We start from the raw sequence: 16279 nt of genomic DNA on the forward strand, positions 1-16279 counted from the left end.
AGCCATGTGCCAATTGCTCGGGATGAACTGCAACACCCCCACGGACGTGACGTTCAGCTTCGCGGGGTTCGCGCAGCGCGGCGGCCGCACCGACCATCACGCCGACGGCTGGGGCATCGCCTTCTTCGAAGACCGTGGTCTGCGTCATTTCGTCGACCATCAACCGGCCTGCGATTCACCGGTAGCCGAGCTGATTCGCCGCTATCCGATCAAGAGCCAGAACGTCGTCTCGCACATTCGCAAGGCGACGCAGGGCGCCATCAATCTGCAGAATTGCCACCCCTTCGTGCGCGAGTTGTGGGGCCGCTACTGGGTCTTCGCGCACAACGGCGACCTGAAGGATTTCAGGCCACGGCTGCACGGCGCCTTTCATCCGGTGGGCAGCACCGACAGCGAGCACGCGTTCTGCTGGCTGATGCAGGAGCTGGCCAAGTCGCACGCCGGTGTGCCGAGCGTCGACGAGCTCACGCTCACGCTGCGTGAGCTGGCGCCGCAATTGGCGAAGCACGGCACCTTCAACTTCATGCTGTCGAACGGGCAGGCGTTGTGGGCGCACGCGTCGACCAACCTTTGGTACGTCGAACGTCGGCATCCGTTCGTTTCGGCGCAGTTGTCGGACGACGATCTGGCGATCGACTTCGCGGCGCACACCACGCCGACCGATCGGGTGGCGATCGTCGTCACGGCGCCACTGACGACCAACGAAGCGTGGACCGCTTTCGCGCCGGGGGAACTCAAGGTGTTCGTCGACGGGCAGGCGCAAAGCGGATAGTCGACTGCGAGTTATCGGCGAGTGACCGGCGTGCAGCGATCCGGAGTTGCACCCGGCGGTGTGGCGTTCACAGCAAATCTGCATGAAAGTACCGCGAGAGGGACATTTTTCATGAACAATAACGGTTCTCATTTGCAACAACAGAACCTCACATGGCTCCCGCCCGTTTCCCCCTGCGCGCTGTCGCAATCGCCAGTGCCCTGGCAATCCATGCCCTGAGCGCCGCTGCGCAGGCTCAGCCGGCCGCCCCGCAAACGCTGGAGACGATCAAGGTCGAGGCCAGTGCCGACGCATCGGCCGAAGGCTTGAGCAAGCCCTTCGCTGGGGGCGAAGTCGCACGCGGCAGCCGGATCGGCGTGCTGGGCGCGCAAGACATGATGGACACGCCATTCAACACGACGACCTACACCCAGCAACTGATCGCGAATCAGCAAGCGCAAAGTATCGGCGACGTGTTGTTGAACGACGCCTCCGTGCGCTCCGCGCGGGGCTTCGGCAACTTCCAGCAGGCGTACTTCATTCGCGGCTTTCCGGTGTTCTCCGACGACGTGTCGTACAACGGCCTCTTTGGCTTGGTGCCGCGTCAGTACATGGCAGCCGAATTCGTCGAGCGCGTCGAGGTATTTCGCGGCGCCAACGCGTTTCTGAGCGGCGCAGGCGCGGGTTCGGTCGGCGGCGGTGGCATCGGCGGGCTGATCAACGTACTCCCCAAGCGGGCGCCGAACGAGCCGCTGAGCGAGGTTTCCGTCGGCGTGCAAAGCGGCGGGCAGGGTTACGTGGCGGCAGACATCGCCCGGCGCTTCGGGCCTGACCAGGCAACTGGCATTCGCCTGAACGCTGCCCGTCGCGATGGCGGTGACGACGGCGTCGACGGTGAAAAGCATCAGCTGAGCGCACTCAGCCTCGGCCTCGACTGGCACAGCAGCAACGTGCGCCTGTCGGCCGATGTCGGCTACCAGAACGACAAGCTGAAGTCGCCTCGCCCGAGCGTGACGCCGGTCTTTAACCTGCCGATCCCCGAAGCACCGGATGCGAAGAACAACTTCGCGCAGCCCTGGACCTATTCGAACAGCCGGGACGTATTCGGCACGGTGCGCGGCGAGGTCGATCTTTCTTCGCACGTCACGGCCTGGGCCGCGGTCGGCACGCGCCACAGCACCGAAGACAATTCGCTCACGCCAATGAGCATCATCGATGCGCTCGGCGATACGTCCGGCTACCGTTTCGACAACGCACGCAAGGACAAGGTCAACACCGGCGAAATCGGTATCCGCGGCAAGTTCCAGACCGGGAGCATCGGCCATACGGTGGTGGCTTCGGCGGCGGCCTTGAGTTCCGACTCGCGCAATGCCTATGCGCTGTCAGGCTTCAGTGGAATCGACAGCAACATCTACCGGCCGACCGCGGTGTTCGCGCCGGCGGCGACCTTCTTCACCGGCGGCGTGCTGAGCAACCCGGGGCTGACTGAATCGATCTACACGTCGAGCTTCGCCGTTGCCGACACCATGTCTTTTGCGCAAGACACGGTCCTGCTCACCGTCGGTGCGCGTCGCCAGAAGATCAAGGACACGACGTACGACTACAACAAAGGCTCGCGACTCGACGGCTACGACCAGAGCAAGACGACTCCCGTGGTCGGCTTCGTCTTCAAGCCGATGAAAAGCCTTTCGCTCTACGCCAACTACATCGAAGGCCTGATCAAGGGCGACGTCGCCCCGGCCACCACGTCGGCCGGGCAGCGCGTCACCAACGCGGGGCAGGTCTTTGCACCGTATGTGTCGAAGCAAAAGGAAATTGGCGCCAAGTACGACGGCGGCAACATCGGTGCCAGCGTCGCACTTTTCAGCACGAGCAAGCCGAGCGCTTACCTGCAGAACGGGACCTATGGCTCGTATGGCGAGCAGCGCAATCGCGGCGTCGAACTGTCGGTGTTCGGCGAACCGACGAAGGGCCTGCGCCTGCTGGGCGGCGTCACATTTCTCGACGCAGAGCAGCGCCGCAGCGCAATCGCGTCGAACAACGGCAACGACGTGATCGGCGTGCCGAAGCACCAGATCAATTTGGGCGCCGAGTGGGACGTGCCGGGCATCAACGGCTTTTCGGTCAATGCACGCGTGCTGCAGACCGGCAAGCAGTACGCCGATGCTGCCAACACGCAAGTGCTGCCGTCATGGACTCGTCTGGACCTCGGTGCGCGCTATCTCATGGACATCGGCAACGGGCGATTGCTCACGATCCGGGGACGTGTGGACAACGTGCTCAACAAGTCATATTGGGCATCGGCTGGTGGCTATCCCGGCGCGAACTACCTCGTCTTGGGCCAGCCACGTACGTTCGTCCTGACCGGCACGGTCAACTTCTAAGGACACGCCTGATCCGTGCGCGCGTTTTTTACCGTCACTCACCGCTGGCTGGGCCTCACGGTCGCGCTCTTTCTGATCGTCTCCGGCCTCACAGGCGCGGTGACATCATGGGATCACGAACTCGACGAGTGGCTCAACAGCGCGCTCTACGACACCGATAGCCGCGGACCCTTCAAGGATCCGATGGCAATGGCCGCGGCGGTGGAAGCAGCCGATCCGCGCGCCAAAGTCAGCTACGTTTCGCTCGGACTCGAAGCAGGCCATAACGCTGCCTTCTTCGTCGAGCCACGCACCGACGCTGCCACGCGACAGCCCTATTCGCTCGGCTACAACCAGGTCTTCGTCGACCCGGTCACTGGACACGTCGTCGGCCAGCGCGACTCGACCGCCGTCTCGCTCTCGCGCGAAAGCCTCATGCCCTTTCTGCGCACGGTGCACTACAGCCTGCACATCCCCGCGATCTGGGGCACCGATCGCATTGGCTACTGGATCATGGGGACGGTGGCGCTGGTGTGGCTGATCGACAGCTGCGTGGCGCTTTACATCACCACGCCGCGTCGCCTGAAGATGCCGCGCGACGCGCCGAAGCACGCGGCGCGTCATCGCAAGCCGACGACCTGGCTGGGCCGCTGGCAACCGGCATGGGCCATCCGGTGGCGCGCCGGTGGCTACAGGCTCAACTTCGATCTGCACCGCGCGGGCGGGCTTTGGGCCTGGGTGTTCATCATCGTGATCGCCTTCACCTCGTTTTCACTCAACCTGTACCGCGAAGTCTTCTATCCCGTGCTGTCGCTGGTGTCGAAGACGACACCCGGTCCCTACGAGACGCGAACCATGGCACCGCTCGGTACCACCATCACGCCGTCACTGGGTTTCGCACAGGTCGTGGACATCGCCGAGGCCGAGGCACGGCGACAAGGCTGGACGACGCCTCCGGGAGGCATCTACTACGAGGCGCGCTACGGCTTCTACAACGTGTCGTTCTTCAAGCCCGGCGCTGAAAACGGACAAGGCGGCATGGGTCTGAGCAACCTCTACATCGACGGTATGGACGGTCGCCTGTTGAGCCAGAACGTGCCATGGAAAGGCACCGCCGCAGACGTGTTCGTGCAGCTGCAGTTCCCGATGCACTCCGGCCGCATCCTCGGCTTGCCGGGCCGCATCATGATGTCGGCGATGGGCCTCGGTGTCGCCATGCTGTCGATCACCGGCATCGTGATCTGGGCGCGCAAGCGGCGTGCGCGACAGACCGCACCCCGAGGCTCGGTGGCTCCAGTAGCGCCTAGTTGCGTTTGATGCCGACTGATTCTTCCAGCGCATCAATGAACATCGCCGGCACGTCGAAGCCGGTTTGTTCGGTGATTTCCTGAAAGCAGGTGGGGCTGGTGACGTTGATCTCTGTGACCGAATCGCCGATCACGTCGAGCCCGATCAACAGCAGACCGCGTGGTGCGAGCGTGCGGCCGACGACTTCTGCGATCTCTCGATTGCGCGCGGTCAGCGGTTGCGCCACGCCCTTGCCACCGGCCGCCAGATTGCCGCGCACTTCTGTGCCCTGCGGAATCCGCGCCAGCACGAAGGGCGCCGGCTTGCCCGCGATGATCAGGATGCGCTTGTCGCCCTGCGTGATCTCCGGCACGAAGCGCTGGACCATGATGGTTTCCGCGCCGCCCTTGTTCAGCGTCTCGACGATGGAGCCGAGGTTCATCGCGTCTTGCCGCACGCGGAAGATGCCCATGCCGCCCATGCCGTCGAGCGGCTTCAGGATGATGTCGCCGTGCTCCGCATGAAAGTCGCGCACCGACTCGGCACTGCGCGTGACCAACGTCGGCGTCACGAACTGCGGGAACTCCATGATCGCGAGCTTTTCGGGGTGGTCGCGTAACGCGCGCGGCGTGTTGACCACATGCGCGCCTTCACGCTCGGCCTGCTCGAGCAGGTGCGTCGCGTAGATGTACTCGGCATCGAATGGTGGATCTTTGCGCATCACCACGATGTCGAAATCCTTGAGCGCCTTGGTCTCGATGATGTCTTCGCGATACCAGTCCTTGGCGTCGCCGGTGAGGGTGATCTGCTGAACGTTGGCGGTAACCACGCCACCTGACTTCCATTGCAGGTCTTGCGGCAGGCACGCCGCGATGCGATGCCCGCGGCGCTGCGCCTCGCGCATCATCGAAAAAGTGGTGTCCTTGTAGATCTTGAATTCATCGAGCGGATCGGCGACGAAGAGAATGTTGTGCATCAGAAGGTCTTTCCGGCGGCCGCGTTGCGGGTCGCCTGCTGTTCATTGGGCACGATCTTGCCGCCGGGTGCGATGGCCTTGCCGACGGAGGTTTTTGTCGTGTCGGCGCTGAGGTTGCTTTGAGCGGAGTCGTAACGATTGCGCCGACCGAGTTGCTGCGCGGCCAGCGCAATGGCGCCGGCCACTACACCCCAGAAAGCCGAGCCGATGCCGGCCACGGAGACGCCCGACAACGTGACGAGAAAGGTGATGAGCGCTGCCTCGCGATGCGACTCGTCGCGCACCGCCGCGGCAAGTCCGCCGCCGATGGTGCCGAGCAATGCGAGCCCGGCGATGGCAGCGACCAGCTCTTTCGGAAACGCGGTCAGCACGCCGACCACCGCCGCACCGAAGAGCCCGATCACCACGTAAATCGCACCGCAGCTCACTGCCGCCGTATAGCGCCGCTTCGGGTCGTCGTGCGCCTCAGGCCCCATGCAGATGGCCGCGGTGATGGCGCTGAGGTTGAGCGCATAGCCGCCGAACGGCGCGAGCACCAGCGTGGCGACTCCGCTGATGGTGATGAGCTTGCTGATCGGCAGGTCGTAGCCGGCCGCACGAATCGCCGCGACGCCGGGCAGGTTCTGCGAGGCCATCGTGACGACGAACAAGGGCAGCGCCAGGCTCACCGCGGCGCGCCAGGTAAACACCGGCATCGTGAAGATCGGCAGGGCCATATCGAAGTGCACCGTCGACCAGGCCAACTGGCCGCGCGACGCCGCATAGACGACGCCGACGAGCAGCGTCAGCGGCACGGAATAGCGCGGCATGAAGCGCTTGGCCAGCAGGTAGGCGGCCAGCATCAGCAAGACGAGCGGCAGCGCTGTCTGCGCCGCAAGGAAGGCCTGCAAGCCGAAGCGCGCCAGCACACCCGCGAGCAGCGCCGAGGCGATCGCCATCGGGATCTTGTTCATCACGCGCTCGAACCAGCCGGTCGCGCCGGCCAGCGTAATGATCGCCGCGCAGACGATAAAGGCGCCGACCGCCTCGTTCATGCCGTAGCCCACGCCGGCCACCGCCAGCACCGCCGCGCCGGGCGTACTCCACGCAATCATGACCGGCTTGCGCCAATACAACGAAGGCACCGCGGAGCACAGACCCATGCCGAGCCCCAGCGCCCACATCCACGAGGTGATCATCGCGGGCGTGGCGCCGAAGGCCTGTGCGGCCTGGAACACGATGGCCACGGAACTGGTGAAGCCGACCAGCACCGCGACGAAGCCGGCCGTGAAAGCCGACAGGCTCAAGTCCTTGAAAAAACGCATCGGCGAATTGTGCCCGGCGTTCATGGCCTGCCTTGCGGAGGTGGCCCGCCTCTTGCAAACTCACCGCATGACCGCACGCTGGCCCGACAGGCTTCCCTCGCACGACCGCTTCGACTATTCGCCGATCACCCGGCGGCCCGACTACCGCTGGCCGAACGGCGCCGGGCTCGCCGTTTACCTCGGCTTCAACCTCGAGCACTTCGCTTTTGGTGATGGCCTGGGCGCCCGCATCGGACCGCCGTCACCGGAGCCCGATGTGCTCAACCACGGATGGCGCGAATACGGCAACCGCGTCGGTGCGTGGCGCTGCCTCGAACTCTTCGACTCGCTCGGCCTGCCCACCGGCGCCTTGATCAACACCGCGCTGTACGACCACTGCCCCGAACTGCTGCGCGCTGTGCAGCTGCGCGGCGACGAGCTCATCGGCCACGGCCACAGCAACGCGGAGCGACAAGGCGATTACAGCGAAGCCGGTGAGCGCGCATTGCTCGAACGCTGTCGCGACCGCATCGCCGGCGAGAGCGGCATCACGCCCGCGGGCTGGCTGTCGCCCTGGATATCGGAGAGCGCGGTGACGCCGGACTTGCTCGTCGAGACCGGCTACACCTACACGCTCAACTGGTGCCACGACGACCAGCCGACACGCATGCGCACGCGCAGCGGCAAGTCGTTGTGGGCCGTGCCGTACCCGCAAGAACTCAACGACATCCCGATGATCATCGCGCGCCAGATGGATGCGAAAGACTTCACGACGATGGTGATCGACAACTTCGACGAGATGCGCGAACAGGCGCGCACGCAGCCGTTGGTGATGGGTGTGGCGCTGCACCCTTACATCGTCGGGCAGCCGTATCGGCTGCGGCATTTGCGGCGGGCGCTGGAAGCGCTGGCTGCCGCGCGGGACCGCGGCGAGATCTGGTTCACGACGCCGGGGGCCATCGTCGCGCATGTGGATTCGCTGGAAAGCTAAAGCCTAGAGCGCAGTCCAGGCGTAGTAGGCGATTCCGTCGTAGTTGTAGGCAGGAGAGTTCTGCAGCACGGAGTCGCGTTCTGCCGCACTGGTCGTATAGAAGTGCGTACCGGTGCGCGTGTTGTAGAAACGGTACATGGCAGTCGCACCCGTGGTGGCGCCCACGTTGGCATACCAGCCTTTGCCCTCGTAGTTGAAGGCCGGATTGTTGGCCTTTACGCTCTGCGCTTCGTCTGCGCTGATCGTGTAGAAGTGTGCGCCGGTCTTGGTGTTGTAGAAGCGCTCCAGCGCCGTCGCTCCTGTGGCGCCATCGGGGTACGCGTAGAAAGCAATGCCTTCGTAGTTGTACTTCGGCATGGTGTTGCGCACGGTGTCGCGCTCGGTCGCGCTGGCTGTGTAGAAATGCGTAGAGGTGTCGGTGTTATAGAACCGATAGATCGGGATGCGCGGGTGCGCCGGCGCATTGAGCCACTGCGACATGCCCGCGTTGTAGGCGACATCGAAGCGCCCGTACACCGCGATCGCATTGGTGCATGAAGCCGCCCCGCCGAACAACTGACCCACCAGCACGCTCGTGCCGTTCGATGTCGTGAACAGTGGCGATCCGCTGCTGCCTGGCTGCACCGGGCCTTGGCCCAGCATCACTTCGATGAAGCGCGCCGTTGAAGGCGCAGCGGTGGCAAAGGTGCAGTTGCCGTCGGTGGTGTGTGCGATGCACGAGAAGTAGTCGTTGACCTTGCCGGTGCTGTACTTCTGCAGATCGGCCAGTGGATGGTGAAGCCCAAAGGCGTCGTTGCCGATCGGCGGCGGCGTCGCAATCCATGCGGCGTACACCGCGCCTGTCGGTGGCGTGCTGGCAAGCGACATGAAAGACGTGTCGGTGTCGGCGTTGGCGAGCAACAGCGTGGCGCCACCGTAAACAGTTCGCGCGGCATCGCTCAGCACGCCATTGCCGCACTGCGACGAATGAAAGAACCAGTCAGTCACGAGACTCGACGCTTCTGCTTGCGTCGAGATGCAGTGGTACGCACTCAGAAAATACGGCGTGCCGGACGAAGCCTTGTCGTTCAGCAGGGTGCCGGTGCAGGCGTAGCCGTCGCCGTCTTTCACGAAGGTCATGCGAGCTACCGACTTGCTCTCGGTGTCGTAGGCATGGGTGCAACTGACGTCGAGCGTGCAAGCCGCCGCATTACCGAGCGTGCCGGTGGCACTCAGGGCATCGGCCTGGACGAACATGTGGGTCAAGCGCGGGATGGCGATCTGCACCAGCGCCGTGTCGGTGCCGGGTGGCACCTCGATCTCCAGTGTAATTTCTTCGCCACCCAGGTCGGGTGACCAATACGTGTGTGCAGCCTCACCTGTTTCGCCGGCATCGAGGCTGCGCTGAATCGACGCGAGCAGCTGCTGCGCCGAGACCTCGATCATTGTCTTACCGCCGGCGACATAGAACCGCAACATCGTGCCCAGCGGCAGACTGGTGATTCGCACGCCGAGCCGCACGCCCTTGGCGTCAGGCGTCGCGAAGTGGATGGCGGCGATACGCCCTTTTCCCGGAGAGTCGTTCCACACCAGGACCTGCGCGGTGGCGGCCTCTGTAGCGGTGGCATCGATGTTGCGACCCAGGCCGACTTGCGTGGGTATGGCTGCGGATTCGTTCGCAACGACTCGGGTCTTTCGCGCGACGACACCTCTTTTCTCGGCGTTCAAGCCGTCGAGGTTCACGTACGCGAGCGACCCGGAGACGCCAGGCGTGCGCTTGCGCACAGGTGAAGCGTCTTGCGGCATGTCGGCAGTGCGTGTAAGCGCGACGATGGGACCGTCTGAGGTCGTCGTGGCGGGCGCCGGTTTCGAGGCAGCCTGCAAACTGAACGAGGCGGGCGCGACGCTGATGCCGGCGCCCGTGCTGGTCGCTGTGCCGACGGCGGTGCCGGACCCGGCAACGGAAACAGTGCTCGGAGCCGAGGCACCTGTGCTGCTGCTTCCACCTCCGCAAGCCGTGACGAGGGTGACGAAAGCCAAAGCCAACGCGCCGCGGCTTAGCCGCAGAACCCCAAAAGCCGACGTACTGGTTGCCAAAAGTCGCCTCACCTGTGAGCCGACGCTGGAACGAAAACTAAGAAGTCGGCAAATGGACTTTAGTGCACATTTACACAATACTTACAAAGTGATACACCCACTGCGTACAAGGTTTTTACACGCCTTCAAATCTCGATCTTCGACCCAAGCTCCACCACCGCATTGTTCGGCAGACCCAGAAAATCGGCTGCCCCACTCGCGTTGTGGTGCATCTGCGCAAACAGCTTTTCGCGCCACGGCGACATGCCGCCGCCGAGGGTGGGAATGACCACGTCGCGCGACAGAAAGTAACTCGTCGCCATCGGCTCCAGCTGGCAACCGCGCATGCGCGCCTGCTGGAGCGCACGCGGCAGGTCGACGTCGTTCTTGAAGCCGTAGTGCACGATGACTTGCCAGCAGTGATGCCCTAGTGCCTCCATCTCGATGCGCTTGTCCATCGGTATCCACGGCACCTCGTGGTTGCGAACCGTGACGAACAGGTTCTGCTCGTGCAACACCTTGTTGTGCTTCAGGTTGTGCAGGAGCGCGTTGGGTACGACTCCCGGGTCTGCTGTGAGAAACACCGCGGTCCCCTCGACCCGCGTCGGCCGGTTCAAAAACACCGAAGCCAGAAAGGATTTGAGCTCGAGGGCATCTTTGCGCTGTGCTACGCCCATGAGGCGCCGGCCTTCTTTCCACGTGGTCAGTACGACGCACAGGACGGCCGCCATCACCAGTGGAAACCAGCCGCCTTGCATGATCTTGAGCGAATTCGAGGCAACGAAGACGAGGTCGACCGCGAAGAAGAAGCCTGTGGTCAGGACGCACAACCACAGTGGGTAGCCCCAGCCGTATCGGATCACGAAGAAGGTCAGTGCCGTCGTGATCACCATCACGAGGCTGACTGAAATACCGTAAGCCGCAGCGAGCGCAGACGACGAGCCGAACAGGCTCACAGCCAGCACCACGCCGGCATACAGCGCCCAGTTGACGGCCGGGATATAAATCTGGCCGGTTTCTCGCACCGACGTGTGCAGGATGGTGAGTCGGGGCAGGAAGCCGAGCTGGATCGTCTGCTTGGTGGCGGAAAAAGCGCCCGATATCAGTGCCTGCGAAGCGATGACCGTGGCCGCAGTCGCCAAGACGACCATGGGAACCAGCGCCCACTCAGGCGTCATCAGGAAAAACGGATTCTCGGCCGCCTTGGGGTCCAGCATCACGAGCGCGCCTTGCCCGAAATAGTTGATCACCAATGCCGGCATCACGAGCGCGAACCACGCCAGCCGGATCGGGAATTTTCCGAAGTGACCCATGTCGGCATAGAGCGCCTCGGCCCCGGTGACGCACAAAAATACTGCGCCGAGCGTGATGAACGCCATAGAGTGATTTGCCAAGGCGAAGCGGACACCATGACCGGGCCAGATCGCTGCGAGCACCGCCGGCTCACGAATGATTTGCGCTGCGCCGGTGGCCGTAATAGCGAGAAACCACAAGATCGTAATGGGTCCGAAAAAGCGCCCGAGGTCGCTGGTTCCATGTCTCTGTGCCATGAACAGCACCGTGAGCACCACGAGAGAGATGGGGACGACGTACGGTTTAGCTGCGGGTGTGATGATCTCCAGCCCTTCGACCGCCGACAGCACCGAGATCGCCGGAGTGATCACGCCATCGCCGAAAAAAAGCGCGACACCGAACACCCCGATCAAGAGCAACGCCCCACGCAGCCGTTCCCTGTCTTTCACCGATTGCGAAGCCAGCGCGAGCAACGCCATCAGCCCGCCCTCGCCGTGGTTGTCGGCACGCATGATGAGCGCGACGTACTTGATGGACACCACCACCATCAATGTCCAGAAAAACATCGACAGCACGCCCAGAACGTTGTCACGCGTCAGCGGAACATGGCCGTGCGCAAAAACCTCCTTGAATGCATACAGGACAGAGGTGCCGATGTCGCCGTAGACGACACCGATGGCGCCGAGCGTGAGCGCGGCAACCGAAGACTTGACATTGCTGCGCATGCGTCACTGCAACGTGGCCGCCCTCCCGGACGGTCGTCGCTCAATTGGTAGGAGACGGATTGTGCTCCCCCGCCCGCCCTTATTCGTAGACTTCGGCGTCAGGGTTGGTTGCTTCCAGTTCGTAGCTGGCCGCCACCATCGCCAATCGACCGATCACGCCGTACATGTAGAAGCGGTTGGGCGCGCTGGCACCCGGCTTGGCGCCCGGCTGGGGCATGTGGGCGCTCTCCGAGAACGCCAGTGGCACAAAGCTCGAACCCGGCGAGTTGAGGCTTTCGTCGGAACTGCGTTCGGCGTGCACCCGATAGAAGCCGCCGACCACGTAGCGGTCCATCATGTAGACGACCGGCTCGGCCACGCCGTTGTGTACCCGCTCGTTGGTCAGCACGCCCTCCTGCACGATCACTTCGTTGACCTCCAGCCCGCTGCGGGTGCTGCTCATCTTGCCTCGAGTCTTCTTGTCGAGGGCTTCGAGCTCCTTCACATCGCGCACCGTCATCACGCCCATGCCGTGGTTGCCGTTGTCGGCCTTGACGATGACGAACGGCTTCTCGTTAATGCCGTATTCCTTGTACTTGCGGCGCACCTTGGTGAGCATGGCGTCGACGTGGCTCGTGAGCACATCGGTCCCCATACCCTCCGCGAAATTGACGCCATCGGCCTTGGAGGTCATCGGATTGATCAGCCAGGGGTCGATGCCGAGCAGTTTGCCGAAGCGCTTGGTGAGCTCTTCGTAGCTGTGCGCATGGTTGCTCTTGCGGCGCACCGACCAACCGGCATGCAATGGCGGCAACAGGTATTGCTCATGCAGGTCTTCCAGGATGCCAGGCGTTCCTGCAGCAAGGTCGTTGTTCAGCAGGATGGTGCAGGGATCGAAGTTTTTGAGACCCAGCCGGCGCTTGGTGCGCACCACCGGCTCCAGGCAAATGCTCTCGCCATTGGGCAGTTCGATCTTCTTGGGCGACTTGATCGCCGGATCGATCGAGCCGACCCGCACATTAAGCCCGGCCATCTTGAAGATGTGCACAAGCTGGAGCACGTTGGCCAGGTAGAACGTGTTGCGCGAATGATTTTCCGGAATGACCAGCAGGTTGCGTGCTTCGGGACAGATCTTTTCGATGGCTGCCTGTGCGGCCTGCACTGCCAGCGGCAGCATCTCTTTGGTGAGGTTGTTCCAGCCCCCCGGAAACAGGTTGGTGTCGACCGGCGCCAGCTTGAAGCCGGCGTTGCGAACATCGACCGAGGTATAGAACGGCGGCGTGTGCTCCATCCATTCGAGCCGGAACCAGCGCTCGATGGCAGACATCGAGTCGAGCACGCGTTGCTCAAGTTCGTTGATCGGGCCGTTCAGGGCGGTGACGAGATGCGGGACCATGCGGCGGCCTTGTTGTTGTTGGCGCTTTGTGCAAGAAAGCAGGATCGGGATTGTAGGATTTGGGGCCTGACCGCTGGATGACAACCCGCAGTGCGCAAATCGGCACGCCCGAAGTTGCCGTCGACCGCCCTCGCTCGCATGCCGATCAGCTTCTGGTCTCGCCCTGGCCCAGCACAACGTATTTCAACGAAGTCAGACCCTCGATCCCCACCGGGCCGCGTGCGTGAAACTTGTCGGTGCTGATGCCGATTTCGGCACCGAGGCCGAACTCGAAGCCATCTGCAAAGCGCGTGCTGGCATTGACGATCACGCTGGCCGAATCGACCTCGCGCAAAAATCGCTGCGCATTGACGTGGTCGCGCGTGACGATGGCATCGGTATGGTGGCTCGAATAGTGGTTGATGTGCGCGATCGCTTCGTCGACATCGCTCACCACCTTGATGCTGATGACGGCTGCCAGATATTCCTCGGACCAGTCGGACTCGACGGCATCGACCACCAGCGAACCTGCTTCGACCGCGCCCTCGCCCCGCAGGACGCGCGCAGCCTTGGGATCGCAGCGCATCTCGACACCCTTGGCCGCGAACACGGCCCCGATCATCGGCAAGAAGGTCGCTGCCACGCTCTCGGCCACCAGCAGCCCCTCCGCCGCGTTACACGGGCTGTACTTCTGCGTCTTGGCGTTGTCGACGATGGCCAGCGCCATCGTCAGTTCGGCGGTGCTGTCGATGTACACATGACAATTGCCGTCGAGGTGTTTGATGACGGGCACCTTGGCGTCGCGGCTGATGCGCTCGATCAGCCCCTTGCCGCCACGCGGAATGATCACATCGACAAACTGGGGCATCGCGATCAAATGGCCGACAGCTTCACGGTCGGTGGTTTGCACCAGCTGCACCGCTTCGCGCGGCAAGCCGGCCTCGGCCAGCGCGTCGCTCACCAGTTGTGCCAGCGCCTTGTTCGATTCGATCGCCTCGGAGCCACCACGCAGGATCGCCGCATTGCCGCTCTTGATGGCGAGGCTGGCCGCCTCGATCGTCACGTTGGGCCGACTCTCGTAGATCATGCCGAACACGCCGAGCGGCACGCGCATCTGACCAACGCGGATGCCGCTGGGTTGCTGCTTCATGCCGATGATTTCGCCGATGACATCGGGCATCGCGGCAAGTTGCTCACAGCCCTCGGCGACGGTGGCGATCACCTTGGGCGTGAGCTTGAGCCGGTCGATCATCGGTTCTGACAGACCGGCAACCGTGGCGCGCTCCAGGTCTTGCCGATTAGCGATCTCCAGCGCCGGACCGGCCTCGCGCAAGCGCCGGGCCAGCGCCTTCAACGCTTTTATCTTGGTGGCGGCATCGGCGCGAGCCATGACGGCCGACGCTGTTTTTGCCTGCAAACCGAGGGCTTGCATGTGCTCGTGGACATTGAACGCGTTCATCGCTCTATTTTGCCGCGCCTCGGAACCCAGTCGCTTGCCCACGCTGTGTGACGCCTTGCGACGCTGGACCGATCTGATTTGATCGGTCAGATCAGAAGGCCGCGACCCAGCCCGCGAATCATGCCGCGCAGCTGCGGCACAGCATGAACGCCAGCCGCTGCAAAGCCTGCCAGCCACTGGCCGGCCAATCCGGCTGCTTCAGCCCTTTGACGATACCGTCGACGATGTGCGCAGCGCGCAGCATGCGGGCCAGCGCGCGATCGTCGATGCGCGGCAGCACGCGCTCGAACGCCCGCTCGCGTGCGCCCCAGATGCGGTTTTCGCGCAGCGCCATCGGTAGCGGCCGACCCGCGGCCATCGCGTCCTTGACGCGCTTTAGCGCGCGGATGTCTTCGGCCAGCGCGTAGTGCACCAGCACCTCGGCCTCGCCTTCGGCCCTGAGGCCGTCGAGCATGCGCGCCACGCGTTGCGGATGGCCCGCCAACACCGCCTCGGACAACTTGAACACGTCGTAGCGCGCAACGTTGTTGACTGCGCCTTCGACCTGCTCCCAACTCAGCTCGCCGGCCGGGTACAGCAACGCCAATTTCTGGATTTCCTGGTGGGCGGCGAGCAGGTTGCCCTCGACCCGATCGGCAAAAAACTGCAGCGTGCGCTGGCCTTCTTCGCCTGCCTTCACGCGCTGACTCTGTGTCGCCAGACGCTGCGCGATCCACTGCGGCAGTGCCCCGCGCTCGACCGGATCGACCTGCAAACTCACGCCATGGTTTTCCAGCGCCGAGAACCAGGCACCGGTGCGCGTCGCCTTGTCGAGCTTGGGCAGCAGCACCAGCGTCAGCGTGCTGTCGTTGCCACGCGCCGCCTCGGCGATCTGCTGCAGCGCGGCGCTGCCGTCTTTGCCCGGCTTGCCCGACGGCACGCGGATTTCGACGATCTGCTTGTCGGCGAACAGGCTTAACGAACCGCCTGCCGCGAGCACGGCACTCCAGTCGAAGTGCGCGCCGGAGGCGGTGTACGAGCTACGCTCGGTGTAGCCCTGCTCACGGGCGGTGGCGCGGATGGCATCGGCGGCCTCCTGTGCGAGCAACGGCTCGTCGCCGTGCACTGTGTAAAGCGGCCGCAGCGCCTGCTTCAGGTGCCCGGCGAGTTGTGCCGCGGAGAGCTGCATGGGGACGTGACTTTCAGATCTGCTCTATCAGAGCTGCTTGACCGCGCCGAGCCGGCGCACGGTCTGCTGGGCGATGTCGTTCTGCATGTCGCGGTACAGCAAGTCGGCCTCGCTCTCCTTGGCGATGGCATTCGTCTCGTTGTAGGTCAGGTCGCGCCGTTGCTCGATAGTGGTGGTCGGCAACAGTTCCTTGCCAGCCGGCGTGGAGAGCTTGAACTTGAAGTTAAGTACCAGATCGAGTTCGCGCACTTCACCGGCGGCATTGGTCGACAGCACGACACGTGTGCGGTCTTCGCTGACCACTTCGAGGATGGCATCGGCCACCACCGGCTCACCGGCCTTGCCGATCTCGACCACAGTGAGCGTGCCGGTCGCGCGCAAGTTACGGCGCAGCAGATTCACGGTTGCGGAAGTGCCTCGCACCGCTATGGTCTTGAAAGCGAACACCGGCGGCTTGCGCAGCTCGAAGCCGCAACCGGCCAGCCCGGAGATTGCGATGGTGCCGCCGAGCGTCATCGCCGACATGGCAAGCACGCGACGGCGCGACGTTGAAAAAGAGGATTTCATGCGTTTC

12 protein-coding genes are annotated in these 16279 nt (G+C 63.6%); 4 read left to right on the forward strand and 8 right to left on the reverse strand.

The features are described 5' to 3' along the window. Positions 1-4: 4 nt before the first annotated feature. The 3 genes from QN397_RS11795 to QN397_RS11805 all read left to right on the forward strand — a co-directional run bounded on the left by QN397_RS11795 (position 5) and on the right by QN397_RS11805 (position 4431). Positions 5-772 carry a class II glutamine amidotransferase gene (locus tag QN397_RS11795; protein WP_323497815.1) on the forward strand — a complete coding sequence of 256 codons (768 nt, stop codon included), beginning with the start codon at positions 5-7 and terminating at the stop codon, positions 770-772. Positions 773-924: 152 nt separating this feature from the next. Continuing rightward, positions 925-3135, forward strand: a complete 2211-nt coding sequence (locus QN397_RS11800; protein ID WP_323500954.1) for a TonB-dependent receptor — start codon at positions 925-927, stop codon at positions 3133-3135. A gap of 15 nt (positions 3136-3150) precedes the next feature. Continuing rightward, complete coding sequence (locus QN397_RS11805; RefSeq protein ID WP_323500955.1) at positions 3151-4431, forward strand: PepSY-associated TM helix domain-containing protein; 1281 nt, start codon at positions 3151-3153, stop codon at positions 4429-4431. Here the strand turns inward: QN397_RS11805 and gshB are convergent. Together gshB and QN397_RS11815 are read right to left on the reverse strand one after the other, a co-directional pair. Next, on the reverse strand, positions 4418-5377 hold the full coding sequence (gshB, locus tag QN397_RS11810) for a glutathione synthase (protein ID WP_323500956.1): 960 nt from the start codon (positions 5375-5377) through the stop codon (positions 4418-4420). The two genes, QN397_RS11805 and gshB, sit on opposite strands and share 14 nt — an antisense overlap. Next, positions 5377-6681, reverse strand: coding sequence for a benzoate/H(+) symporter BenE family transporter (locus tag QN397_RS11815; RefSeq protein WP_323500967.1), 1305 nt, complete (start codon positions 6679-6681; stop codon positions 5377-5379). Before QN397_RS11815 ends, gshB begins: the two co-directional genes overlap by 1 nt. 67 nt (positions 6682-6748) lie before the next feature. Between QN397_RS11815 and QN397_RS11820 the strand changes: the two genes are divergently transcribed. Continuing rightward, positions 6749-7651: a polysaccharide deacetylase family protein gene (locus QN397_RS11820; RefSeq protein ID WP_323500957.1), complete on the forward strand. Its 903-nt coding sequence runs from the start codon at positions 6749-6751 to the stop codon at positions 7649-7651. Positions 7652-7654: 3 nt separating this feature from the next. On the opposite strand, the gene QN397_RS11825 is transcribed toward QN397_RS11820, so the two are convergent. The 6 genes from QN397_RS11825 to lptE all read right to left on the reverse strand — a co-directional run bounded on the left by QN397_RS11825 (position 7655) and on the right by lptE (position 16272). Next, positions 7655-9670, reverse strand: coding sequence for a serine protease (locus tag QN397_RS11825; protein WP_323500958.1), 2016 nt, complete (start codon positions 9668-9670; stop codon positions 7655-7657). Between the two features lie 182 nt (positions 9671-9852). After that, a complete protein-coding gene (locus QN397_RS11830) occupies positions 9853-11724 on the reverse strand; it encodes a potassium transporter Kup (protein ID WP_323500959.1) in 1872 nt (623 codons plus the stop codon). 79 nt (positions 11725-11803) lie between these two features. Next, a complete protein-coding gene (gshA, locus tag QN397_RS11835; protein ID WP_323497822.1) occupies positions 11804-13099 on the reverse strand; it encodes a glutamate--cysteine ligase in 1296 nt (431 codons plus the stop codon). Between the two features lie 145 nt (positions 13100-13244). Then, complete coding sequence (locus tag QN397_RS11840) at positions 13245-14537, reverse strand: glutamate-5-semialdehyde dehydrogenase (protein ID WP_323497823.1); 1293 nt, start codon at positions 14535-14537, stop codon at positions 13245-13247. Between the two features lie 118 nt (positions 14538-14655). Continuing rightward, positions 14656-15705 carry a DNA polymerase III subunit delta gene (gene holA / locus QN397_RS11845; protein WP_323497824.1) on the reverse strand — a complete coding sequence of 350 codons (1050 nt, stop codon included), beginning with the start codon at positions 15703-15705 and terminating at the stop codon, positions 14656-14658. Positions 15706-15732: 27 nt separating this feature from the next. Beyond that, positions 15733-16272, reverse strand: coding sequence for an LPS assembly lipoprotein LptE (lptE, locus tag QN397_RS11850; RefSeq protein ID WP_323497825.1), 540 nt, complete (start codon positions 16270-16272; stop codon positions 15733-15735). Positions 16273-16279 lie beyond the last annotated feature (7 nt).

It is taken from the genome of Variovorax sp. RTB1 (genome assembly GCF_035018765.1).
In the GTDB taxonomy this organism is placed as follows: Bacteria; Pseudomonadota; Gammaproteobacteria; order Burkholderiales; family Burkholderiaceae_C; genus Variovorax.